Raw genomic sequence first — 22,669 nt, forward strand, 5'->3', positions numbered from 1 at the left:
GCCTGTTAATGACTACCTGCCGCCCGTGCGGGGATTGCCGGGGTTCAGCAGTTTCTTGAACAAGTCCTCGAATGCCTTCGGAGGCACCGCCTCGGTCACCGAGCGCGGCGTCGCGATGGCACCTACTGGCGCAAGGCGCAGGGGCTCGTTCGGCTTGTTTGGAAGGGCGGCCTTCTCTTCGCGCTTGGCGGGAGACAGCAGCCGATCCGGCGTACCCCGCAGTCGCTCCTTCTCGACTTCGACAGCGGCGTCGCGGGTCTTGATCTGCGCGTCCATGCGGGCAGCGGCGTCGGCGTTGTCCTTCTGCTTCTGCATCCCGAGGAGCATCGGCATCGTGATCGTCGCCGGCACGACGTTGCCCTTGGCGTCCTTCGCATAGAGCGGTCGGCCACCTTCGGTCGCAGCGTCGATGATCCGGAACACGCCCCCGCCCATCGGCTCGATGGACAGGTCGGTTGCCTTAGCCACGTTGTTCGATGCGCCGTACTGCTTGTGGAAGTCGCCCAGCGCGGCCTCGATGTTGCCGGTGAACTGCTTCGGCGGCAGCCAGCCGTTGTCGGTGACTACGTGACCGTTGATGTAGGTCGAGCGCTTCTGCACCGTCTCCACAGCGGTCTTGACGGCGTCGTCGAGGGACATGCCGGGGATGCGGGTGTAGAGCGTCGCCACGTCGAGGACGCGCTTCTGCACGGCTCCAGCGTTCTTGGCGTCGCTGTTGACGAACGGCAGGTAGCTCCAGAAGCTCGTGCTGAAGTCCATCGACTTCACCTTCGCTTCCACGTCCTTGGCCCGCTGAGCACGGACCGCGAGGTCGTTCTCGTTGTCCGGGGTGCGGATCGCGGCGGCGGCCATGTCGAGCGCCTCGTCGGGCGTCTTGCCGAGCTGCTGCCGTGCGGCGTCGTAGACCTGATAGTAATCGAGCGTGTTCTTGTCCAAGCCCAGCGTGTTCTTCACGTAGGGATGGTTGCGCTCGTTCATCCGCATGAACTGCTCGCCGGCCGCGATGGCTGCCTGCCGGGTGGCCGGGTTGGTCAGCGCCTGTGGGTTGGCGAACGCCTTGGGCGGACCGGACAGCATCTCCTTCCACACAGGGTTGGCGATGTTGTTCGCGGTGAGCACACTCCACTCCCGCTCGAACCGGTTGTCGGGGCTCTCACGTCGGCTCTCGGCGGTCTGCTGGGACCACGTCAGCCAATCGTTCACCGCCTTCTCCTTGACCTTGTCCAAGGACACAGAACGGTCCGGACTGGCGCGGTCGTAGGGGTTCTTGTAGGTGGCGTTACCCATCGTCCAGAGCGAGCCGTCCTGCCGCTCCATCGCGCTCTTCACGTTGGCGACCGCCTGCTGCTCGACCGTGTCGTCGTACTTGCGGGTGAGCGTGTTGCGGGCGATGTCCCTGATCTGCTGCACGTCGGCGGCGAAGCGCGGGTTCTGACCGAGCGCCGGAACCTTCTCGCCGTCACGGCCGACGCGATCAACGCCGAGGGCGTGGACGACAGTCTCGACAGAATTGGGGTCAGCCGCCCGATTGCGCAGCACGTTCATGAGCTGCTGGTCGAGCTGGTCGTTGCGGAGGAAGGTGTTGTTGCCGATGTCGAGGTAAACGCCGCGCAGCTTCTGCTGCACCGCTTCGGGAGGCTGACCAGCCGAAGCATCGAACATCTTGTTGAACTGGTCGAAGGCGACGCCTTCCATCTCGCGATTGAAGCGAGCCTGCCGCTGCTCCATCTGCGCCTTCATGAGCGCGTCACGGGCACCCTCGACCCGCTTCTGGAAGCCGGCCATGGCGTGCTTCGAGGCTTGGAACCACTGCGGCATGTTCTGCAGCTCGTCGTTCGCAGCCTTCGTCAGAATGTCTTCGATGTTCGTGCCCGGCTCACGGGATGACAGGTCGATCTTTCCTGCCGCGATCTGGTCTTGGATGCCGAGCACCAGCCGCTCGCCGTAAGCCTGCCCGGCGTTCCCCTCGACCAGCCCCTTCGCATACGGGTCGGCGAAGTTGGGCATGGTGCCGTTCTGCACCCGCTCGATGGCCTCGTCGCGCGTCATGCCGGCGATCAGCTTGTTGGCGCGGGCGCCTTCGATCTCGGCCTGCTGCCGCTTCTGCTGTGCCAGCGCCGCCGTGCCGAAGCCGGACAGGGCGTGGTTGAAGCTGCTCAACGCGTCGGCGAGGCGCGTGAGGTCGGTGTTGATCGGGGCCTGCGGCGCACCCGTGAAGGTGTCGCCGGGAACGCCCGGTGATCGGAGAGGTACAGGCCCGTCCAGTTCGGGGGCCTGCACTCGTCCCTTTGCCATTAGAATGCGAACTCCTGAGTTGCGCCGCCGACCTTAGCCATCTGGCCGATGCCGCTTGCGACGCCGGACATGATGCGGATCGCGGCATCTGCGAAGGACGGCTGGCTCGCCTGTCGAACGCTGTTGATGCGCTGCTCCGCCTGTGCGCGGGTGCTCTCCATGTTGGCCCGCATGTAGTCGCGGTCCATCTCGTAGTTCTGGTCGATGCTGTCGACCCGCCGCCCCTCGCGGCCGTAGTAATCGTCGATCAGCGCGTCGACGGACAGTCCGGTCACACCCGCCTCGCCGGCCGCAGTCAGCGCCGTACCTCGCGCCTTCATCGCCGCGATGTGGGTCTCTTCGACCTGCTGCGACGCTTCGTTGCGCTTCTGGATGATGGCGTTTTGCTGGTTGGCGTACTGGTTGACGGCTGCCATCTGCGCGGCGCGGGCATTACGAGCGTAGTAGGCGTTCTGTTCGTCGGCCGCCTGCTTCTGCGCCGCGTAGCCAACTACAGCACTGCCGATGCTGCTCATGATGCCCAGGATCGGGGCGATTGCCCCAAGGGCCATTACGCACATGTCTGCTTCATCCTTGCGAACTCATAGAAGGGGACGCTACGCGCACCCCACTGTTCGATCCTGCGTAGGAAAGAGAAGCCGAGCCACTTGAGCCAGCGATGATGTAGGGTGTTCCGCGCATCCACCATGTTGGTGATGATCGGGTACTTGTCGTTCAGCGCCTCCACGTAGGGTCGACACCGAGTGAGGAACTCGAACTTGTGCTTGGTGATCTCGTCTGTGGACACCATCCAAACGATGCCGACCTCGGGTAGCGGTGTCGGATCGACGCCGAACACGCCCGCCGGGAGGCCGTCGCCACGGTGGAAGGTCCACACGTCGCGCCCGGCCCCCACGGATTGAGGCAGGATCAGTTCCGGCGGTGCGCCTGTCATGGCGTCACACTCGTCCCGATCTGCCTGCCTCAAGTGGTTGGCGATGTAGGTTACGTCTTCGACTGTCGCGCGTTGCACGTAGCCGCGCATTACAACTCCCTTGCTTTCTCGTTGTGGATGCCGGTCCACTCCGCGTTGATGAAAGCGGAGGGCATCCAACTATCCGAGACGATCTCGATGGTGACCCTGTCGTTGCGGGACAGGATCGGGATGGACATCTTGCCGGCTCGCATCGGGATGTGGCCGAGGATGTTGTTGGCGTCGCCCAGCGTGCGGCCGGTGTACTCGTAGACGTAGGGCTGTCGCCCCTCCGGAGACACGATCACCCGGAAGTAGGCCGAGTTGTTGTGCGCCAACGTCATCTGCTTGATCTGCAGCCGACCGGTCTGCACCGCAGTGCTGCCGCCGTTCGCCGAGGGCTGACGGAGGAAGAACCGCGAGAACCGGTAGCGTCGCTCATAGGGCTCACCGAACCACACCTTCGCGGCCCGAGTGTCACCCCGGAGGGCCACCTGCCGGCCGTTAGTGCTGATCACCGCAACCGGCAGCTCGATGGCCGGGAGCGTCGCACCGCCCGGCGACGTGACCGCCACGATGTTCTCGGACGGCATGTAGGGCAGTGTGTAGACGGTGTAGTTGAACGACGGGCTGTAGACCGGGGCCGGCAGCTTGTCGCTGTGGATGCGCCGATCGAGGTGGACGAGGAAGCCCAGCCCCGCGTCAAAGGCGTTGGGCTGCATCCTGATCTTCTCCAGATAGACGCCGTCCTCGCGCTTCGCGACCACATACATGTCGCTCTCGATGAACTCGATGTTGAGCAGCTCCGGGTTTCCAGGCAGGGTCCACTTCTGCCACGCCGCCTGCAACCGCTGCCCGTCCGTCGAGACGTAGTAGCGGTAGATGTAGATGCGCGTCGGATCACTGGAGGCGATCATCGCCAGCACACCCTCGTTCGACGTGCCAGCCATCTTGCGGATGCCGGAAGGCACGTAAGCCGGGACGTGCGCAGTGACCTCGGATGCCGACGCAGTCTGCGAGACCTTGTCGATCGCGTACTCCCAAAGCGCCGTGAACTCGCCGCGCCGGGCCGCGAAGAAGATCGTCTGCCCGAGCCCGACCGGACGGACGTTACCGTCGCACACGTACTCGGTTTGCGGACGGATCGAGACCGTCTTCGGGGTCAGCAGATCATTGCCGCTGACGGTGAACTGCGTTTGCTCCGAGAACAGCACGAGCTGATCCTGGTACGGCACGGCGTGCTTGAGCAGCGAGACCTTCACGTGGGACGCGCCAACGTCGATCGGGTCGTCGTCCAGCACCGCGCTGGCCGTCGTTCGGAAGAAGTCGAAGAACGATCCGTTGCGCGACATGATCGCGTTCTCGCCGGACAGGAAGCCCAGCCGGTTGCGGTGGAAGAACACGTCCTCGATGTAGTCACCGACGAACGACGGGTTCGGCGAGGTGTCCTCGTCGCCGCACTTGCGCGGGTCCCATTCGATCTCGTCGAAGGTGAACGTGCCGTCCGCTTCGGAGATCAGAGCGTGTGGCATCGTGGCCGCCTTCAGGTACAGCTTGGTGCCCGGCTTCACGCACTCCTTCCAGACGCCGGGACCGTCAGTCCCCTTCTCGAAGCGGACGAAGTAGTTGTCGCCGGTCGTGCCCTTGTCGCCGATCACCTCGGTGACGAAGCCGTCCGGTCCAAACTGCGGCAGATCGGAGAACCGCTGCACGCGCCCCTTCGCCACCTTCATGGCGTTGCCGTTGTAACCGTCCTGCACGTCGATGTTGAAGTTGACGCCCTGCTCGTGGAAGATGTGGATGGCGTTCTGGTAGCGGTTGCTGTGCCACCCGTTGGCGTTGAAGCCGTTCGCCTGGAGCGAGGCATCGAGCTGGGCCGCGATGTAGACCGTGTCCACATACGGAGCCTCCGATGCTTGGTCACCGTCCGGCGTCTCGTACTTGGCCGCCACCACACCGTTGATGTAGATGCAGTAGGTCTTGCCATAGTTGCCGGCGAGCACGTTCACCAGCGCTTCGGGCTTGCGCAGCGGGGCCACCTCAGCATCCATTGCGGTCGCTACAGTGGTATTGGTGATGAACGTGTAGTCAGCGACTGTCACAGCCCGCAGCGAGGCCGGATCGGCACCTGCGAGGTAGTTGAAGCCGCGCGGGTAGAACACCTCTCGCTCCACCCCGAGGAAGTCGTACACCCGAAGGATGCCGTCCACAGGGTCGAACACGACGAGATACTTCTCGTTGATGTCGCGGTTGATGATGTGGGTGAAGACTCGCTCAGGGAGCGTGTCGAGAATTTTCGCAATGTGTTCAGTCGGCGGCCTGTCCTTCAAGCCCTCGACGATGGTCGAGTAATAGCCGTCTTGGCTCTCTGCCTGCGTGGGCAGTCGGAGCGCTGGAGCTTGCTGGGATACGCCGTTGACGAGGTTGGGGATGGTGCCAGTGACTAACTTCGTCATTACCGGAAGCGGCCGTGCGCGATGCGCCGGACCGTGGTGGATTGCCGAACGACGTTGCTCTCCGAGTTGTCACACTCCTCTTGCAGGAGGATCGACCACGCCTTGAGAACGTCCAGCTCGTTGATTTGGTGGGAGTTGCCGTCGCCGATCATGCGGTTCTCGAACTTGCGGCCAGCGGCCATCGAGATGTAGCGACGGGCGGTCTCGGGAAGCTCTTCGAACGGCAGGACGAAAGTGATCGTCAGCGAGATAGGCTTACCGATGTTGAAGGTCTTGTTGGTGCGGTCCCAGAGCCGGCCGCCCCGGTTCACGCAGTCGATGTCGCCGTCAGTCGGGTCGACCTTGATGGTGTTCTTCGGGAGGATGATGTTGCCGTCCATGTCGGGCGACAGCACCAGATCGTGCTCGGTGTTCCAGTCCCATCCGTGGGTCTGCACGGTGCGGCTCTCGCGCCGCAGAAGTTGCATTGCAGTCTGTGCGTCGGCGACGCGTGATGCCTCTTCAAGGGAGGCCACCGGGCTCTCCGAGATCAGCGAGAGCATGTCGTTGATGGCCTCGATCTCCGACATCGGAGCGAGCGCAGTGGTGTCCATTGAGGTCCCTAAACGAAAAAAGCCGAGGACCCGAAGGTCCCCGGCAGGGTTGGTGAGGAGTTGCGCTTAGGCGCTCTTGTACAGCTCGACAGCGCACTCCGGACGCAGCCAGTCGTGGCCGACCGCGTACTTGGCGACCATGAAGGTGCCCTGACGGCGCGGCTCGTACTCAGCGTCCATCGCGAGGTCCATCAGCTTGACGGTGCCCGCAGCCATCTTGTGGGAGATGATGCCGACGGTCTTGCTGAAGTCCGCGCGATACTTCACGTGGACATCGGTGTTCGCGGTGTCGTCCGCACCCGGCACGTTGTTGGTCTTCACAATCGGGAAGCCAGCAACGGTGTTCAGCGAGCCCTGGCCGAGGTCACCGCCGGTGTTGCCGTAGAACTTGTTCACCAGCGTGGTGTCCTGCGCCATGATGTAGAACTGCGCCGGGCGGAAGAACGCGGTGCGGTCTTCGGCCGGGACGTTCTTCTCGTCGAGCTTCTGTGCCGCCGAGAACAGCGAGGTGCGGAGCACGTCCTTGTCCGTGTCCATGTTCGCATTCGAGATGCGGGTGCCGCCCGGACGGCCGGCGAGCGGGTTGGTCGCGCGGGCCGCGAGAACCATGACACGGGCGACGTTGGTGTCGAACGCCTGCGCCAGCTCACGACCCAGCTCCTGCGAGTACGGGCCGCGAACGTCGTAGTGGTTCATCGCCTCGTCGATGTTCGCGATGAAGGTGTCAGCGATCAGCAGATCGTCGATCGTGATCACCTTCTCCGCGTGATCGATCTGAGTGCCGTCGATCCACTTACCCGGCGTGTGGTAGCGGCTGGACGCCTTACCGATTAGCGGGAATTGCGCCGACTTGCCCTGAGTGATCTGGCGGATGAAGTGCTTATCCGTGAACATCGTGGTGCGCTCGAACTCGGTCAGTACCTCGCCCGAGAACACCTTCAGGAACAGCGCGAGTGCGTCGCCGGTATGGTTGATTTGGCCGACGCGGGACACAACAGTGTCAGTCATTGATTAGTCTCCAGTGTGGATTTGAGGATTGGCCTCGAACCCGACATCGGATGCGCAAGGTTGTTCGCCTTCGCTTCACCCGCAGGTGCGCAGAAGGACGAGCCAAGAACGTCGTGATGTGCGGTGGTCTTGGACCTGAACGCCCCCTTAGAAGGGGCACGTTGCTGACCACTGGAGTTGGCAAGGGTGGCAGGACTCGAACCTGCATCTCACGGTTTTGGAGACCGGCGCTTTACCGTTAAGCTACACCGATGTGGCTGGGGCGGCAGGGTTCGAACCCGCATCTCCCGCATTAACAGTGCGGTGCTCTACCAGTTGAGCTACATCCCAAGAGCACCCGACCGTATGCGCTTCTTCGAGAGGCGGGCCGGGTTTGTTGAGGTTACTTCCACACCTTGGCGATCAGCGCCTTCGCTACGGAAGCCGTTGGCACCACGATGAAGAAAGAGAGAATGATCCGACCTTCCCAGTCCCCGAGGGGATCAGGAAGCGGACCGACGTTCCACCCGAGGTGGAAGCAGTGATCGAGGACGAGCATCCAGATGTGAAGGATGAACGCCGCAGCAATCCATGCCACGATCTTGTCATGTCTTGACGTGAACTCGGATTGGACCTTGCGGGCCTCGATCTCAGCCTGCAACGTCGCGACTACGATTTGCGTCGCGGCGGTCGTGTCTTGGCCGTGCATCACGGCTGCGTCGTTGGACCGCTTCTCCAAATAACCGACGACCCTTTCGAGGATCGTACTGGAGAAGAGCTTAGTGGCGAGCGTGAGCAGCCACATTAGCCGGGGTCCGGCGAGTCCCGCTGGAGCGCAGTCGCGAGCGCGAAGACGAGCCGAAGCCCAATCTTCGCGAGCCCGATGTACGCCATCACCTCAGCCGGGTCCCAACCCTCGGGTAGGATCGCAGCGAGGTTGAGGCCCATGAGGGCATCCAGCCCGTCGATGAACTGACTCAACAGGATGGTGATCAGTCCAAGACGGAACAGAGGCAGCCGCCCGCACCGCCGCGTGAAGCGACGGAACATGGTTATGCCTTTCGTGAGAGCACCGCTCGAATGGCGGCGTAAACCGCGTTCAGCACACCACCTACTTGACGCTGAGGATCAACGCGGGAGGTGGCAGAGGTGCTGGTCGCGGATTGGGTTGGCGCAACAGAAGGAACGCCAGAAGGAGAAGTCGGGAAGACAGTCTTCGCAATCGAGGGGTCCAGTTCCATGAGGCGCTGCAGCACCGCCATCGCGCCGTTCTGCTGATCCTGCGCAGTGCTGGACCAGACGTGGTCTGCGATGAACTTGCCGCCGCCGTCGATGTTCGTGCCGGCCCAGAGGTAGGCCGACGACTTGTCGCCGCGCCACCAGTAGCCCCAGCCGTTGTAGGCTTCGACTTCGTAGCAGATGCGGGCAATCGGCCACGCCTTGACCTTGCCCAGCGACTTCATGTTGAGGGCGTCGATGGCGGCGTCTTCCCACGTCTTGAAGGGGCCACGGCCGGCGGGGACCAGCTTGGTCTTGCGGCCGGTGCCGATGATCTTCTCGCCGTTGTGGAGGACGCCAGCGAAGGAGCCAGAGGCTTCCCGCATGTGGATGATCGCGATGATGAACCACGGCACGTTGGTAGCGGCGGCCACGGTTTCATAGCGGGACTTGTTCGAGAGCAGCAGACGTGCAGAGCGGTCCACCGAGGCGACCCTTTCGGGCTTCACCTTCATGATGGACCACTGTGCTTCGTAGTGCGCCTTACGCTCCTCGAAAGTAGGAGCCTTCGGCATCAGAAGTTGGAGCGCATCGCCCGCTGTTCGACCTGCTTGGTGTAGGCCGGGTCCTTGCCGTAGCGCGGATCACGCATCGCCTTGGTCATCTCGAACGTCGAGGTGAAGCCGGCGTTGCTGGCGCCGATGGTGCCGTCGCCGCTGATCAGCTTCGGGTTGGAGCCCTTGGCCTTGACGTAGCGAGCCCGCAGGCCGTCCACGGCCAGCGCGGTGGCGTTGAAGTCGCCTGAGCTGACGACGTTGTCGTACGCGGCGATCTCCTTCTCGCTGAGGTTCGCGGCTGCCCAGGTCACCATCGCGTTGTACTCGTCCTTGCCGCCGGCCATCTCGTAGACCTGGGCGTCAAAGTTGGCGAGGCGAACCTTCTGACCTTCGATGAAGTCGTCGACGATCTGTCGGGCGTTCTCACCGAGGACGGACTTGAGGCCCTCAGCGATCTTCGCTCGACCCTCTTCGGACACGTCGCGGGTCTGGTTGAACTCCTGCTGCCACGGCGTAACGTCGATGCCGGCCTGCTTGACTACGTCGTTTGCGGCTCGCTCGGCCTCGGTCTCCGCAGGCTGTTCTGCCCCCGCAGCGTCTTCCGGCTTTGCTCCGGTGTCAGTCTTGCGGAGCTTGGCCAGTTCCTGCTGCGCTCGGGTAAGCTCCGCGCGAGTGTCATTCGACGACTTGACGAAGTCTTCAACCGTGTTGAAGTTGGCGGGGAGCCATTCGGGTCGATCGGGATCGGCCCGGTTACCAGCCGAGGCGGCGTCGTTTGTTGCCTGCGCATTGATGTCCTTGGTCGGATCAGTCGCCGGGGCTTCCGCACCGGTCGGGGCCTGCTGGAAAGTAACAGTCGCCGTCGACATCAGCGCTCTTCGATCTGGTTGCCGAAGGTGTCGGTGGAGACCTTCTTCGGTTCGGCGATCACGTTGAGTGCAGCCGCGTCAGCGGTGCCCTCTTCGATCTTCACTTCCGGGGTCTCGATCTTGACCGCCGGGGTCTCGACGGTCGCTTCGGGTTCCGGCTTAGCCGGGAGGGGCTGCTTGGCCATTGTCACCTTGCTGTTGGATTGCACCCTTCACCACCTCTTTGCCCATGCCACCTGCCGCTTGCAGGGCCTGCGGGCCGAGGTTTTGGATGAGGGCTTCTAACTTCGCGAGCTGCTCTTCCTGCGCGATCACGGCGTCGGGCTTCACGAGCCCACCCGTGTCGATGCCGTAGGCGGCAGCCGCACGTTTGATGTACTCAGTCGGCTGGAGATAGCGGAACGCGATCTCGGGGCCGAGGGTCTGAACGATGTCCGCCGTGAACGCACGGAGGTTGCGGAGGTCGATGCCGCGCCCGATGGCGGCCATGCCTGTGGTGATCGTCGGCTTGACGAACCCCTTGGGCAACTCGGCAACCTGGCGGTTCTTCTCCATCCGGTCCTCGAACAGGAGAACGACGGGGAGCTGAAGCTCGGCCGAGAGGAGCGCGTACATGCCGCCGAGGGCGTCATCCAGCTCCTGCGCCATGTACTTGATCTCTTCCGCCGTGACCCGCTCAGCGGACCGCTGGATCGCGGTGTTGAGCAGGAAGGCGTAGGCCAGCCGCGTGGCGATCTCCTGCGCCTGCTTCTGCGCGACCGCGAGGTCGGCCTGCTTCTGCGCTTGGATCACGGTCACGTCTTCGGCGTTGCCGACTGCCACGTCGCCGTTCTTCGCCTTGCTCACGACCTTCACCTGAGTGACGCCGTTGGGCTTGACGAGGAAGACGATACGGGCCGCAGCAGCGGAGCCTTCGACCAGCGTCTCGGACAAGCCTTCAAGGCTGTCGAGGTCGCCGAGGAACTCCTCGACGTAGGAGCGGCCGTAGTCCTCGCCCGGCTGGGTCGCCAGTCGAAGCACGAGCCACGGGCATCGGTCGATGGGGTACGTGCCTTCGGTGCCGTCGATCTTCGCGCCGCCGGCTTCCTGATACACGGACCACTGGTCATGCTCACGCACGATGTGGGTGTACAGCTCGGCCGACTTGTCCTCGCTGCCGGCGCCCTTGGTCTTGGCCGCCTCGGCCTTCACGGCTTCTGCGATGGCTTGCGGGAGGACGGTCGGAGAGACCAGCTCCTTCACGACGATCTCAAGGACGTTGCCCGAGGCGTCGCGCTTGACCACGAACTGGTCGAGGCGGAAGCCCCGAACGCGGCCCCGAGGGGGAACGTGAAGGAGGAAGTTGCCAGCCACCAGAAGGTGCTGCAACGCGATGGACGCGGCGAGCCGCATCTGTGCGCTTTCCATCTCGTCGACGGTCGCGCGTTCACGCGCACTCAGCGCCTTCTCGACCTCGCCACGCATACCGTCCTGACCAGTGAGTTTCTGGAGCAGGAAGTCGTCGATGGCGTACTTGAAGAACGGAGTGTTCGGCGGGAATAGGCTCAGCAATAGCTTCGCTGAGAGGGTCCTGATGCCGCGAGCCCCGAGGGACTGGTAGGGAGTCGGCAGGGTCTTGCCTGCCGTCATGCCTTCCGGGGGCATCAGGTACGGGACGGTCAAAGTCGCGCAGTCTCGCGCCCGCTGCAAGAATGGCAGTCGGTTCGCTTCGAGCTGGGTGTATCGCGACTTCGCCGTTCCCTTGTCGGGATCAGTCGTCACGTCGGGATGTTGAGTCCGGTTCCAGTGCCACCACTCGTCGAGGCCGACCCTCGGCTACGTCGGATGCGCAGCGAAGAGGTGCCGCGATCGGTCTGGGTGTCGGTCGTTGTCTGGTCGACGGTGGTGTTGGTCGGCGCTGCCGGCGCGTTGTTGATCGCCGTGACGCCGTTGGCCGGGTTACCGGTCTCCTGCTTGGGGAGCGGAGTGGTCTGCGGGGCGGATGATCCGCCGCTGCTGCACATCAGGGCTCCTTACGTGGGAATGTTCAGGCCGCTTTCGCTGCCTGAGCTGGTGGCGCTGTTGCGCTTGATCAGGAGAGAGCTGCGACCACGTCGGCTGTTCTCGACGTAGGTCTTGGCGTCCTTCGCGTCCACGTTGCTTTCGTTGTACACGGGAGCGCTGGGAGTATCAGCCGGAGGCGGCGGCGGCGGGGCCGGCGCTTCCGCTGGGGGTGGAGTTGATCCGCCGCCGAAGCACATGGTTCTCTTGTTCGATCTGTTCCTTGAGCCCGATCAGGTGGTCGATCACTTCGCGCCGGCCCCACGATCGCTCGACCTCAGTGTAAGGCGAGCCGGTTGGCGGCAGCACGTTCGGGAACGTCCTGTTCAGGTAGTTGATGAGCCCCTCGGTCACCTCTGGGATCACCTCGGGAGATTGTTCGGATTGGCTAAGGGGCAACCTATTCGACTGCCCCTCCTCCGCTATGGTACTTCGATTGATCCGCGCCATGTATCAGACCTCACCCCAATACTCGTTAGCGACCGCGTCGATGCCGGCGAGCAGCTCGGTCACGTCGCCCGTGTTGGTGATCACGGCGTCGAACTGCAGGCCCTCCAGCCGGGCTTCCGACGTGTGCCAGAAGTTGCCCGAGACCGGCGCGTCGGGGCGCACGATCTTCACCAGCAGGCCGCCCTCCTTCCGCACCAGTGCGTATTCGTTCTCGAACCGCACGTCGTCGATGATGGTCAGGCGCTGCCGGCGATGGCGCCGAGAGGTCGTCTTGGCGATCTCGATCCAGATGTCCGGATGGATCATCTCCCTCCCCCACGACGTTCCGAGGGTCTGCAGGAGGTGGCGCAGCGTCACGCCGAGGACCGGCACCATCGCCGTGTCCTTGCGGTGGTCGCTCAACCACTCCCACACCTCGGCCTCACCGCCGGGCATGAACGGGGCGACGATGGGCATGATCGCCGCTCGCATCGGGTCCGCGAAAGACATCGTGACGCCGCCGCGCTGGGCAGCGAGGTGTCGGGCCGTGGTGCTCTTCCCGGATTGGGCGCGGGGTGAGTACAGGCCGACGAGCGGCTGCTTCAACGCGCGGCCTCGCGGATGTGGCGGATCACGTCGGCCTTCACGCACAGACCCTCGGGGAGCCCGGTGGGCGTGGTCGAGCGGCACGATGCGATGATCTCGATGGCGCGGTCGACTGCGATCATCTTCGGTGCCTTGGGGCGGCAGGTGTTGCAGGTGCGGACTTCGAAGTCGTCGGCCAGCTCCGAGTAGCAGAGGACTTCCTTGGTGCCGTGGCAGCGCGGGCAAGTCGGTTCGTTCAATCGAGGTGTCCTGTTAGCTTGAGGAAATGGAGGATGCGTTCGGGCGCGTGCTCGTCGCCGTCGAGCCGGCAGTAGGACATGCCGCGCTCGTCGAGCAGGATGCGGAGCGAGCGGTCGATGGTCCGTGCGCCATCCTCGTTGCCGCTGCGGCCGTACGATTGGTACGGCTTCACGCGGTTGAGGTAGAAGTTGACGTTCTCGTAGAGGCCCCACTGCCGCTCCACGAAGCGCTGGACGCTCGGGAGGTCGCGGGGCCGCGCGTAGTGCAGTCCGAGTAGCAACGGGCTGTCCGTGATGCAGAAGTCTACCTGACCGATTAGCCGGGCTTGGCGTCGGGCCTGTTCGCGCGACACGTGCATCTGGCACCTACGCAGTGCCCACTGGCGCTCGTACGTCAGATCCTTCGCGTACTCGGTGACAAGCTCGACCTTGTAGCCGGCGCACTTCATCTTGAAGAACAACCCAGCGGCGGTGGTCGACTTACCCGCGCCCGGCCCGGCCCACAGGTTGATCACCTTCATTCAGGCGTCACCTCGGCGAATGCCTCAACGACAGTGCCGCCGTAGGATCGGGCGACGGCCTTCGCAGTGCCCAGCTTCTGATACAGCTTCGCGCTCTTGGAGAACGGAGAGGTAGATGCAGTGCGCAGCGGGGCGCCGTTCAACATGACGGCGTAGCCCAGCGCTACCTTGATGGTGTCCAGAGAATTGGTTCCTTACGTTTGAAGTCGTAGTCGGTGTGTCGGAGGATGCGGGCGAGCCGGGCCTGGACGAGCGCATCGTCCTCGGTAAGGCCGCGCTTCGCATACGCCTCGACGATCAAGGACCAGCGCCACTCCATGTGGGTGATCTCCGGATCGATAGGGCCGTCCGGCCTCTGTTCCAGAATGGCCTTGGCCTTGACCGGTCCGACCCTCGGGCAGCCTGGGTAGTTGTCGGTCTGGTCCCCCGTCAGGGTCTGCATCAGGAAGTACCAGTCGCCCAGCGCTTCGCTGATCATCCGCTTCTCCCCGGTGTCAGGGTTGAAGTGGCGGCCAGGGATTTGAAGAAGGTCTTTGTCGATTGACACGACGACCTTCTTGCCGGCGATCAACGTCGGGTGGGTCGCGAGGATGCCCAACGTGTCGTCCGCCTCGATGCCTTCCTTGATCTTCGTGCTGTAGGTGGAGCGGATGTGCTCCTTGACATGGGCGAGTAGCACCGGCTTCTTGCCGCGCTTCCCCTTGTAGTCCGGGTACAACTCCTTCCGGAAGTTGGCCCCACTCACCTCCCCGAGGGGTCCTGTGAGCGCTACGATGATCTCGGATGCGCCGAGCCGATCGGCCACCCCGTCGATCATGTCCTCGACATCGGAGCGAGCCTTGTCGGGATCAGTATCGACCCCGGTCACATCGTCACCGAGGTCGAAGTCCTTCTGGTTGATACAGGCAGCCTTGTAGGCGAGAATGTCACCGTCGATCAGGACGGTTAGTGACTTATGCTGCAAGGTGTTCCGTAGCAACCATCGGATAGAGGTCGGGGAACTCGTGGATAACCGAATACCACGCGTCCCGATGCTCGGCGAAGAACTCACCTCGCGGATCGGGATCAGCGAATGGGGCCGAGATGCCGTACTTATCGCGCAGCCGCTTTGACCACTCGTCTCTTTCTTGTTCGCTCATTGCTTCTCCATCGTCGTGAGATGCGACGCAGCTCTGCGGCAGCGTCGTGTGGGTGTACGAAGAACCATTCGGTGTTGCCGACGCGGTGTCCTCGCAGTCGCTCGTGCAACTCGGCCTCGGCCGCCTTGCGATCCCTGAAGAACGCGTGGCAGATCACCCTGTAGTCGCGGTAAGGCGAGCCCGTCTGATAGACCTTGATGCGGTCTTTCATGTCGAGCGCCTTGCCGATCTTGCAGTGGCTGGGCCAAGCCGGGTTGGTGAGGATGTACACAAACCCCTCCGGGTCAGTGCGTGTCGCGCCAGTTCTTGCCAACGTCCGCGTTACCCTTCAGCGGGCATCGGAACTTGTAGTATTCGCCGGCGAGCCTGATCGCTTCGGTGGCGGCGACCTTCACGGTCTCCACGTTGCGGTCGGGAACATCGAGCTGCCACTCGTCGTGGTAGTTCAGCATGAACTCGTAGTCCGTGCCGGGGCGCAGCTTCGTCGCCGCTTCGGGGCCGAGGCGTCCGATCACGCTGGGCTTCACACCGGACAGTTCGGTGTCGAGGATCACCAACGCCCGCTTCATCACGATTGCACCAGCCGACTGGAACAGCGTGTTGAGGATGGCGTGGGTCGAGCGGATGCGCAGCTTGCGCCCGTCGATCCCGGTGATGAACCCCTGCCGCTTCGCCTTGTCAGTGAGCGCATTCACCAGCTTGTCGAGACCGGGGATGCCCTTCATGACCGCTTCACGGGCCTGCTTGCCGACCGCCTCCTTCGCCTTCTTGCTGCCGGTCGCGCCGAGGATTTCACCCAGCTTGGCGTCGAACGCGCCGTAGACCAGAGCGTAGAAGAACGTCTTCGCCGTCTCGCGGTGGCAGTGCCACTTCGCCAGGGCCTTGGCGGTGCGGCTGTGGTTGTCGGTACCCTCGGCCTTGTTGCCGTAGAGCAGCGAGGTGGCGTAGGCGCCGCCGTCGTAGAAGCCCATGTAGTGGGCCATCACGCGGCCTTCGAGGCTGTCGGCGTCGCAGCCAACTTGGGTGTTCCCACGGACCACGGGGCAGAACAGCTCGCGGCATTCACCGCCGTAGAGCTGCTTCTCACCAGTCTTTTTGTCGACCTCGCCGGGGACGTTCACCACGACCCGGTGGGTCATGCGGCCGGTGACCGCGCCGTTGGTGATCACCTCCGGATGGATGCGACCGTTGGCGCAGTTCTTGAGCCACGCCTGCTTGCCGTTGGCGAGGGCGCCGAGGCGCTTCTCGATGACGTAGTATTCCTTGAGCGTCGCCGCCTCGGGATACTTCAGGGTGCTCAGCACCTCGTCATCGACGGTCGGGATGCCGTCCTTACCGTAGGCTTCGGGCCGCCAGCCCAGCCCCTCCAAGCGCTCGGCGACTTGCTGCCGGGAGCCGGGATTGAACGGGACAACCTGCCGCTTCACGAACGGCTGGCCCTTCACGTAGCCGAGCTTCTTGTTGTTCGCCTTGGGGACGAACACCGTCTCGACGGTCTTCGGCGGGAAGGACTTCTGCAGCTCGTCGTAGAGGCGCTGCTGGTGCCCGACCAGCGTGGCGTAGAATTTCGCAGCCAGCTCCTCGTTGAAGCCGACTCCGTACCGCTCTTGCCGCGCGATGGCCCAGGCCACCTCGTGCTCCAGCTCGACGCAGTCTTGCCCCCAGCCGTCGGCCAGCTTGCTGTACAGGAACTCCCGCAGCTTGGCCGTGACAATCACGTCCTGCTCGCAGTAGTCCTGCATCTCCTTGTTCCAAGTGCCCCACACGAACTTCATGATGGCGGCCTTGTCCTTGATACCAAGGGCCTTGGCCTCTGCCTTCTTCACGTCCGAGTAGTCGCCCTTCCATTCACCCAGCCGGTAGCCCCAGCTTTCGAGTGAGTGCTTCCCGATCTGCGAAGCGGGGAAGAGCTGCGGTGTCCCGCGCCGCTGCATCTTCTTGTGGAACGCGTAGTCATCTTCCTTGATGTCGGCCTTGATCAGACGCGATAGGACCAACGTGTCGACAATCTCGCACCGGGGTTTGAACCACGGGTAGACCTTCTGCAGCGCGGGGATGTCGAACTTGATGACGTTGTGGCCGCAGCCCAGGTCAGCGTCCATCAGCTCTCGCACGCCCTCGTCAACCTTCGGGTAGTTCGGTTGGTCGGCGAAGGAATGGAGGGTGCCCTTGTCCATGTCTCGGAGCACCAGCGAGTGGATGACGGTCAGGTCCGGGAGGAGCCCGTCCGTCTCGCAGTCAAAGTCGAACTTCAATGCTTAGTTGCCGTATCGGCCTCGTTGATTGCGATGTTGAGTTGGGCGCTGACGCCCTCGATCAGGGTCATGACGTGCAGCAGGAGCACCAGAGGCATGACGACGCCGCGATCCCCCGCCACCCCGAAGACAGCGCAAAGCACGCCGTCGACCTCCGTCAGGTGGGCCTCGACTTCGTCGCTGGGGTCGAACGCGATCAGGTCCGGCACGGCCCACCCCGCAACTGCTGGATGAAGTCGGGAAGCGCCGTGTAGGGAATGTCAAAGCTGGCAGCGAGCTGCTTGCCCCGGAACAGCACGACGGTCGCGCACTGCCGGAGAATGTCATGCTGCACCTCGTAGCGGCCACTCCCGAGCGGGAGCGGATGGCACTGGTTAGAAATCGGTGTTGCTCCCTTCTGGTTTGCTGAACGGGTGCTCGGCGTCTTCGTCAGGCTTGTCCGTTGCGAACAGCCGTCCGATCTCGGCGTCGTATCCGTAGTGGATGCACTTGCCTGTTGCGTTGCCGGTGTAGCGGTCCTTCAACACGCGGAACGTGGTGATCCCTCGCAGGGCCTCGTTCTCGTTCTGCTGATCGCGTTCGAGGCCGAACATGAAGTGCGACCAGAAGCCGATCGACGAGGAGCCATAGAAGTGCTTGATCATCACGCGGCCACCCTCTTCGTGGGGCTTGCCTTCCTTCGGCCGGCTGAGGTGTGAGATGAAGTGGATGATGATCTTCAACTCCTTAGCAAGCTCCGCCATCTCCGACATGATCCGCTTGAGCGCCCCCAGCTCGTCGTCCTCTGCGGCGGCCAGCGCCGTCAGGTGGTCGAGGTAGAACAGCTTCACACCCTCGCTGTGCGCGAGGAAGCGGATGGTGGTCTGGATCACGTCCCAATCGGTTGCGCCGAAGTTGTCGTAGAAGAAGACCTTGCCGCTGGCTTCCAGCGTGTCGAGGGCTGATACCAGCTCGTCCTGCGTCCAGCCTCCGGCTTCCTTCGGGATGTGGAAGCGCTTGCCTGCATACTTGCCGGCCAGCCGCTTGCCCGTCTCGTCGGGCTGCTGCTCCAGCGCGAACACCGCGATGGGCTGGTTCAGATGCGTCATGTCGAACTGCATCTGCTCGGTGAACCAGTCCGTCTTGCCGACGCCTGTGCCGGCGCCGAACGCGTAGGTCTCGCCGAGACGGCGACCGAACGTCAGATTGGTCAGGCGATCATCCCACCACGGGAAGCCGTTCTCAGGCTCCGCGAGGATGCGTTCTCGCAGCTCGGCCAACGTCACGATCCCGTCCGGCCGGTACGACTTGGCGTTCCAGATCGCGGTGACGATCTCGTCGTCCTTGCCGGCTTGGTGCAGCTCGTTGGCGTCCTTCATGGACAGGTGCGCGATCTTGCACCGACCCGGCTTGAACACGGCGGCGCTTTCAATCGCCCCGGCCCTACCCGGCTCGTCCATGTCGAACATCAGGACCACCTCGTCGAACTTGTCGAGCCACAGGAGGTTCTGCTGGATTTGCCGCTTGGCGGCCTTGATGCCCTTGGTGATCGATACGACGGGCCACTTGTACTGCTGCACCTGGAACACGGTCAGCGCATCGATCTCACCCTCGGTGATGACGACACGTTTGCCTCCGTCCTTCCAGAGGTGCTGCATGAAGAACGGGTCGTCCTTCGTCTCGCCGAGGTACTTGAAGTCTTTGTTGGGGAAGCGGACCTTTTGACCCAGCGTCTCGCCGGTCTGCGGGTCCTTGATCGCCGCGACTTGGACAGCCTGTCCGTGGTAACTGGAGACTGAGTAACCCGCGCGGCGACAGGTCTCCTCAGTTAGTCCGCGCTTCGTCAGCGCGATGAATTGGCCGGGCTCAATCAGGTCGAGCACTTGTCTCCGATGGGGTGTTACGATGGGTTCGTCAGTCTCGCTGTCGGTGGCCGGTTCGTAGTAGCTGCAGCCCATGCCGAAGCAGTAGGCGTGACCATCCGAGTAGCGAACGAGGTTGTCGCGGGAGCCGCACGCTGGGCACGGCTCCTTCGCGATGGCGTAGCTTTCGTCAGACAACCTGCCAGACTTTGCCTGCGGTGCCGGTTGCCCGGCTGCGGCGCTTGCCAGTGGTCTTCACGAGGCCCCACCGGTGTAGGCGAGTCATCGTTGTGCTGACCGTCTGAACCAGCATGGAGTGGTCGTGGCAGAGGTCCGCTACGGTGGCGCCGATAGAGCCGTGCGTGGCGAGGGCTTCGACGATGATCCGCTCGTTCGGGCTGAGCTGCACGGGGTCCTCCATCAGAAGCTGAGCCCCGGTCCCATGCTGAAGAACTTGATCCCACCCCCGGTCAGTGACAGGTGGGGGCCAACGCACGGCATGCAGAGCCCGCCGCCACTGTGTTGTTCGGTGTGGGGCTCCGGCTGCACAGCAACCCGCTCCCCGCCCTCGACAGCCGGCGGGTCGCATGCCGCCAGAGCCAGAGCCGCTGCGGCGGCAACCAATGCGATTGCGATACGCTTCACGAGAACAGCACCAAGATGATGGCGATCAGCAACACCAGCTCCATCAGACGGCGCTCCCCGACTGCGACAGGCCGAGGTAGTGGTAGCGCACGTAGCGCTGACCGGTCGGGTCCACGCTGTGCTGCTTGCTGAACCGGTGCCCTTCCTTCTTCAGGTCCACGATGCGACGGCTGAGCGAGCGGATGCGGTACAGCGCCGCCGCCTCGACGGCAGTGATCGACGATTTGTCGGAGAAGTGGTCGAGCAGCAGATGGGTCTGCGGCTTCGGGCCAACCATGCGGAAGTCTTTGCGGGTGCTCTTGGTCATGTGTGATCGTTCCTTAAGAGGTTGCTACTTGATGCGACTGGTTGGGATCAGAGGGCGCGGTAGGTCGGCTTAACCTCTTCCGGCATGACGTACTCGCCGATGCCCTTGAGGACCACGAAGGTGCCGCCGTGCTTCTTCGCCATCTGCTCGGCGACCCGGTGGGCCTGCACGTCGCTGCTGTATTCGCGCGGCTCGGTGGCCGGCAGCAGCTTGCCGTTGCGGCAGAGTGCGATGATGTAGCGGCCGATCTTCACCTCGTCCGTGTTCGCCGGCTCGGACGCACGGCGCACCAGATTGAAGCGCTCGGCGCCCCAAGTGCCGCGCAGTTCGCGGAAGCGGACGGAGCCCAACGCAGTGACCTTCTCGACGGTCAGGTGGTGATAGATGCGTGCCTTGAAGGTGATCGACTTGCGATTGATCTCCGTGTTCGCGACTTCGACGACGTCACCGACGATGAACTTGGTATTGGTCATGTGTGATCTTTCCAGATGTTGGATGCTTAGGAGCAGAGTGAGGGCGAGCGGATTGCCCGCCCTCGGGCTGTTACTTCTTGGGATGGAGGACAGCCTTGTTGGCCGCGATGCGCTTCGGGCACGGCGGCTCGTTCACCCACTCGTGGGGGATGAACAGCTTGGCGAAGTGGAAGCCGAGCTGATCGCACCACATTGCGTAGGTGGTCTTGGACTTCTTCCCGATCTTGGTGTTCGGGTTGGAGAAGACGAACCGGATGTCGAGGTTCGGATGGCACTGCTTGATCAGCTTGTGCTTCTTCCGGTCCTCGGTGACGAAGCGGCCCTTGGTCTCGATGATGATCCCATTGGGCAGCACGAAGTCCGGCGTGTACGTTGCTACGCGGGCCGGCACTTCGTAGTTGAGCTTGTACTGCTCGTAGTGAGCGGGGACTTCCAGCGCTTCGAGCTGCGCAGCGACCTTTTCTTCAAGGCCGCTGCGGTAGCCCTCGATCAATCCGCGCTGCTTAGAAGTCCGGGTTGTCACTTCCCGCTTCGTCACCGGCCGCGTCGTCACCAGCGGCATCAGAGCCGGAGGCGTCGTCGTTCGACTGCACCGAGGACGGGTCGTACTCGTACCCCTCTTCCTCTTCGTCGAAGCCGTAGGCCGAGGCGTCCTTCGAACCTTCGCTGACCAGCTCGATGATGCGGGCGGCGGCGAGGCGCAGGGTCAGGCCGGCGGCGCCGGTGCCAGGGATGAAGTAGCCCGGCTGGCCTTCCTTGTCGGTGCCCACCTCGAACGCGACGCGGCCGATGGTGCCACCCCAGATCGACGGCGCCGGGTCCATCTTGTTGCCCTTGGCATCGAAGATGTCCGGCTTGCGGCGCCACTTCTTGCCCTGCTTCGGGCCGGACTTGTAGGTGCCGCTCGCCTGCATCGCGAACTTGAACTCGACCTCGCCGGTCGGCTCCTCGGTCTCCTCGTCGTACAGCTCGGTGTAGAGCGGGTTGACGGTGACCTTGCCGAGCTTCTTGCGAGTCGCGACCGGCAGCTTGGCGAACTCAGCCTCGGCACGCTTGATCGCGTCGTCGTGCAGCGGCTGCCACTTCGCGATGAACGCCTGCACCTGCGGGTCGTCGAGGCGACCAACACCCTTGGTCGAGAACTCGCCGTCCGGCTTCGGGAACTCCTTCGTGCCGTAGTCCGGCTCATTCAGCTTCGGGAACTTGAAGCGCAGCTTCGGACTGATACCAGTGATCTTCGTCTTCTTGGCGTCTTTTGCCATTCAGTTTCCTTAGGCGCGGTAACGCGCTTCGAGGGCTTCTACGTCGTAGCCCAGGTTGAACAATTCGGTTACGAGGGTGAGCGGAAGTGGGCGGCCTGCAGCCCACATCAGGTGTGCAAGGCGGAGGCGCCTATCCATTGGCGACCCACCGATGCACGGCGCAGGCGAGGTCGATGAAGACAGCGACGGCTACGACCGCGACCGGCCACACACCGCGCCAGTTGGCGAGCCACATCATGTGCGCTTGATCTCGTACTTGACGTAATCGCGTAGTGCCTTGAACTCCGCGATGTTCTCTTCTTCGGTCAGCATGTTCTTCGTGACCGTAAACAAGTCCTGAGCAGGCAATCGCAGGTGTTCGGACAGGGTGATGAAGGCGGCGCACAGGGCCAACGGTTGGATGTGCTGCGGGTAGTTCTGCATCCGGTCGAGGATGGCGACGCCGGCACGAGCAACGTGCTCAGCATCAGCGTTGTTCATCAGATCGCGGTTCACCATGTCAGATCGTTCATCTCTTTCAGTTCTTTCAGTTCGGCGTTGATGAAGTCGTGCAGGGCTTTGATGCCGATGCCGAGCAGCACCCCGCCGAAGAAGCAGAAGGCGGTGGCGTAGGTGATGGTCACGCGCGGCCCCGGAGGACTTCGATCACCGCGACGATGACGCCGTAGCGGCCGATCAGGTTGAGCGCGACGAGCCCGAACACGATCGCCATGCAGACGCCGTCCGGCATGAACGCCACCAGTGACAGGGAGAACGAGACGATCACGATGAACGCGCCGGCCACGACGTGAGTGAAGGCGGTCGTCACTTCGCGCCTCCCTTGCGGTAGACCTTGCGGACCGACGCCATGAACGCGCCGTACCACTGCTTGCGCTGGGTGGTGGTCATCGACCGGAAGTCGAAGCGGGTGCCATCGGCGAGGGTGGCGTCCCACGCTGCAGCGCCCATGCGGATGATCAGGGAATGCTTGGGTTTCATCTGGAAT

Annotated in this window: 32 protein-coding genes and 1 tRNA gene; all 33 read right to left on the reverse strand. The window is 63.2% G+C overall.

Going from position 1 to position 22,669, the window contains the following annotated elements; translation table 11 throughout:
* Positions 1-12: 12 nt before the first annotated feature.
* The 33 genes from DNX69_RS00530 to DNX69_RS26200 all read right to left on the reverse strand — a co-directional run bounded on the left by DNX69_RS00530 (position 13) and on the right by DNX69_RS26200 (position 22,662).
* Positions 13-2,049 carry a hypothetical protein gene (locus DNX69_RS00530; RefSeq protein WP_133255948.1) on the reverse strand — a complete coding sequence of 679 codons (2,037 nt, stop codon included), beginning with the start codon at positions 2,047-2,049 and terminating at the stop codon, positions 13-15.
* 245 nt (positions 2,050-2,294) lie between these two features.
* Positions 2,295-2,855, reverse strand: coding sequence for a virion core protein, T7 gp14 family (locus DNX69_RS00535; RefSeq protein ID WP_133255949.1), 561 nt, complete (start codon positions 2,853-2,855; stop codon positions 2,295-2,297).
* Positions 2,846-3,319 (reverse strand): phage protein Gp13 family protein, encoded by a 474-nt coding sequence (locus tag DNX69_RS00540; protein ID WP_110783958.1) that lies wholly within the window; start codon positions 3,317-3,319, stop codon positions 2,846-2,848. The genes DNX69_RS00535 and DNX69_RS00540 overlap by 10 nt, the downstream gene beginning before the upstream one ends.
* Complete coding sequence (locus DNX69_RS00545) at positions 3,319-5,703, reverse strand: hypothetical protein (protein WP_110783960.1); 2,385 nt, start codon at positions 5,701-5,703, stop codon at positions 3,319-3,321. The genes DNX69_RS00540 and DNX69_RS00545 overlap by 1 nt, the downstream gene beginning before the upstream one ends.
* Positions 5,703-6,272, reverse strand: a complete 570-nt coding sequence (locus DNX69_RS00550; RefSeq protein ID WP_165825149.1) for a hypothetical protein — start codon at positions 6,270-6,272, stop codon at positions 5,703-5,705. The genes DNX69_RS00545 and DNX69_RS00550 overlap by 1 nt, the downstream gene beginning before the upstream one ends.
* A gap of 90 nt (positions 6,273-6,362) precedes the next feature.
* Positions 6,363-7,304, reverse strand: a complete 942-nt coding sequence (locus DNX69_RS00555) for a hypothetical protein (protein ID WP_207803093.1) — start codon at positions 7,302-7,304, stop codon at positions 6,363-6,365.
* Between the two features lie 254 nt (positions 7,305-7,558).
* Positions 7,559-7,634: transfer RNA gene (locus tag DNX69_RS00565), tRNA-Asn, on the reverse strand.
* A 52-nt stretch (positions 7,635-7,686) separates the two neighbouring features.
* Complete coding sequence (locus DNX69_RS00570) at positions 7,687-8,088, reverse strand: hypothetical protein (protein ID WP_110783964.1); 402 nt, start codon at positions 8,086-8,088, stop codon at positions 7,687-7,689.
* Positions 8,088-8,333: a hypothetical protein gene (locus DNX69_RS00575; RefSeq protein ID WP_110783965.1), complete on the reverse strand. Its 246-nt coding sequence runs from the start codon at positions 8,331-8,333 to the stop codon at positions 8,088-8,090. Before DNX69_RS00575 ends, DNX69_RS00570 begins: the two co-directional genes overlap by 1 nt.
* Positions 8,334-8,335: 2 nt before the next feature.
* Positions 8,336-9,016 (reverse strand): hypothetical protein, encoded by a 681-nt coding sequence (locus tag DNX69_RS00580; RefSeq protein WP_110783967.1) that lies wholly within the window; start codon positions 9,014-9,016, stop codon positions 8,336-8,338.
* A 59-nt stretch (positions 9,017-9,075) separates the two neighbouring features.
* Positions 9,076-9,927, reverse strand: a complete 852-nt coding sequence (locus DNX69_RS00585) for a capsid assembly protein (RefSeq protein WP_110783968.1) — start codon at positions 9,925-9,927, stop codon at positions 9,076-9,078.
* Positions 9,927-10,112 (reverse strand): hypothetical protein, encoded by a 186-nt coding sequence (locus tag DNX69_RS00590; RefSeq protein WP_110783970.1) that lies wholly within the window; start codon positions 10,110-10,112, stop codon positions 9,927-9,929. The genes DNX69_RS00585 and DNX69_RS00590 overlap by 1 nt, the downstream gene beginning before the upstream one ends.
* On the reverse strand, positions 10,087-11,688 hold the full coding sequence (locus tag DNX69_RS00595; protein WP_110783972.1) for a portal protein: 1,602 nt from the start codon (positions 11,686-11,688) through the stop codon (positions 10,087-10,089). The genes DNX69_RS00590 and DNX69_RS00595 overlap by 26 nt, the downstream gene beginning before the upstream one ends.
* The gene (locus tag DNX69_RS00600; RefSeq protein ID WP_110783973.1) at positions 11,685-11,930 is read right to left on the reverse strand and encodes a hypothetical protein; all 246 of its coding nucleotides are present in this window, start codon (positions 11,928-11,930) and stop codon (positions 11,685-11,687) included. The genes DNX69_RS00595 and DNX69_RS00600 overlap by 4 nt, the downstream gene beginning before the upstream one ends.
* 9 nt (positions 11,931-11,939) lie before the next feature.
* The gene (locus tag DNX69_RS26740; RefSeq protein WP_264052822.1) at positions 11,940-12,062 is read right to left on the reverse strand and encodes a hypothetical protein; all 123 of its coding nucleotides are present in this window, start codon (positions 12,060-12,062) and stop codon (positions 11,940-11,942) included.
* 34 nt (positions 12,063-12,096) lie between these two features.
* Complete coding sequence (locus tag DNX69_RS00605; RefSeq protein ID WP_110783975.1) at positions 12,097-12,321, reverse strand: hypothetical protein; 225 nt, start codon at positions 12,319-12,321, stop codon at positions 12,097-12,099.
* A gap of 99 nt (positions 12,322-12,420) precedes the next feature.
* The gene (locus DNX69_RS00610; protein ID WP_110783977.1) at positions 12,421-13,002 is read right to left on the reverse strand and encodes a hypothetical protein; all 582 of its coding nucleotides are present in this window, start codon (positions 13,000-13,002) and stop codon (positions 12,421-12,423) included.
* Complete coding sequence (locus DNX69_RS00615) at positions 12,999-13,241, reverse strand: hypothetical protein (RefSeq protein WP_110783978.1); 243 nt, start codon at positions 13,239-13,241, stop codon at positions 12,999-13,001. The genes DNX69_RS00610 and DNX69_RS00615 overlap by 4 nt, the downstream gene beginning before the upstream one ends.
* A complete protein-coding gene (locus tag DNX69_RS00620; protein WP_110783980.1) occupies positions 13,238-13,762 on the reverse strand; it encodes an AAA family ATPase in 525 nt (174 codons plus the stop codon). The genes DNX69_RS00615 and DNX69_RS00620 overlap by 4 nt, the downstream gene beginning before the upstream one ends.
* 163 nt (positions 13,763-13,925) lie before the next feature.
* Entirely contained in the window at positions 13,926-14,726 is an 801-nt protein-coding gene (locus DNX69_RS00625) for a phage exonuclease (RefSeq protein WP_165825150.1), read from the reverse strand.
* A 128-nt stretch (positions 14,727-14,854) separates the two neighbouring features.
* Positions 14,855-15,172, reverse strand: coding sequence for a GIY-YIG nuclease family protein (locus tag DNX69_RS00630; RefSeq protein WP_165825151.1), 318 nt, complete (start codon positions 15,170-15,172; stop codon positions 14,855-14,857).
* Positions 15,173-15,185: 13 nt separating this feature from the next.
* Positions 15,186-17,078, reverse strand: coding sequence for a DNA polymerase (locus DNX69_RS00635; RefSeq protein ID WP_133255951.1), 1,893 nt, complete (start codon positions 17,076-17,078; stop codon positions 15,186-15,188).
* A gap of 74 nt (positions 17,079-17,152) precedes the next feature.
* A complete protein-coding gene (locus DNX69_RS00640) occupies positions 17,153-17,365 on the reverse strand; it encodes a hypothetical protein (RefSeq protein WP_110783986.1) in 213 nt (70 codons plus the stop codon).
* 165 nt (positions 17,366-17,530) lie between these two features.
* Positions 17,531-19,195, reverse strand: coding sequence for a DnaB-like helicase C-terminal domain-containing protein (locus DNX69_RS00645; RefSeq protein ID WP_207803094.1), 1,665 nt, complete (start codon positions 19,193-19,195; stop codon positions 17,531-17,533).
* Positions 19,188-19,406, reverse strand: coding sequence for a hypothetical protein (locus tag DNX69_RS00650; protein WP_133255952.1), 219 nt, complete (start codon positions 19,404-19,406; stop codon positions 19,188-19,190). Before DNX69_RS00650 ends, DNX69_RS00645 begins: the two co-directional genes overlap by 8 nt.
* Before the next feature lie 279 nt (positions 19,407-19,685).
* Positions 19,686-19,949, reverse strand: a complete 264-nt coding sequence (locus DNX69_RS00660; protein ID WP_110783991.1) for a helix-turn-helix domain-containing protein — start codon at positions 19,947-19,949, stop codon at positions 19,686-19,688.
* A gap of 47 nt (positions 19,950-19,996) precedes the next feature.
* Positions 19,997-20,422, reverse strand: coding sequence for a hypothetical protein (locus tag DNX69_RS00665; RefSeq protein ID WP_110783993.1), 426 nt, complete (start codon positions 20,420-20,422; stop codon positions 19,997-19,999).
* 70 nt (positions 20,423-20,492) lie between these two features.
* Positions 20,493-20,915 carry an endodeoxyribonuclease gene (locus tag DNX69_RS00670; RefSeq protein WP_207803095.1) on the reverse strand — a complete coding sequence of 141 codons (423 nt, stop codon included), beginning with the start codon at positions 20,913-20,915 and terminating at the stop codon, positions 20,493-20,495.
* Positions 20,916-20,925: 10 nt separating this feature from the next.
* Positions 20,926-21,684: a DUF2815 domain-containing protein gene (locus DNX69_RS00675; RefSeq protein ID WP_110783996.1), complete on the reverse strand. Its 759-nt coding sequence runs from the start codon at positions 21,682-21,684 to the stop codon at positions 20,926-20,928.
* 234 nt (positions 21,685-21,918) lie between these two features.
* Entirely contained in the window at positions 21,919-22,182 is a 264-nt protein-coding gene (locus DNX69_RS00680) for a hypothetical protein (RefSeq protein WP_110783997.1), read from the reverse strand.
* Positions 22,176-22,307 carry a hypothetical protein gene (locus DNX69_RS26745; protein ID WP_264052833.1) on the reverse strand — a complete coding sequence of 44 codons (132 nt, stop codon included), beginning with the start codon at positions 22,305-22,307 and terminating at the stop codon, positions 22,176-22,178. Before DNX69_RS26745 ends, DNX69_RS00680 begins: the two co-directional genes overlap by 7 nt.
* Positions 22,304-22,492, reverse strand: coding sequence for a hypothetical protein (locus tag DNX69_RS00685; protein ID WP_110783999.1), 189 nt, complete (start codon positions 22,490-22,492; stop codon positions 22,304-22,306). Before DNX69_RS00685 ends, DNX69_RS26745 begins: the two co-directional genes overlap by 4 nt.
* A complete protein-coding gene (locus tag DNX69_RS26200) occupies positions 22,489-22,662 on the reverse strand; it encodes a hypothetical protein (protein ID WP_165825152.1) in 174 nt (57 codons plus the stop codon). Before DNX69_RS26200 ends, DNX69_RS00685 begins: the two co-directional genes overlap by 4 nt.
* Positions 22,663-22,669 lie beyond the last annotated feature (7 nt).

The sequence above is a fragment of the Rhodopseudomonas palustris genome, assembly GCF_003226555.1.
GTDB classification, from domain to species: domain Bacteria; phylum Pseudomonadota; class Alphaproteobacteria; order Rhizobiales; family Xanthobacteraceae; genus Rhodopseudomonas; species Rhodopseudomonas palustris_I.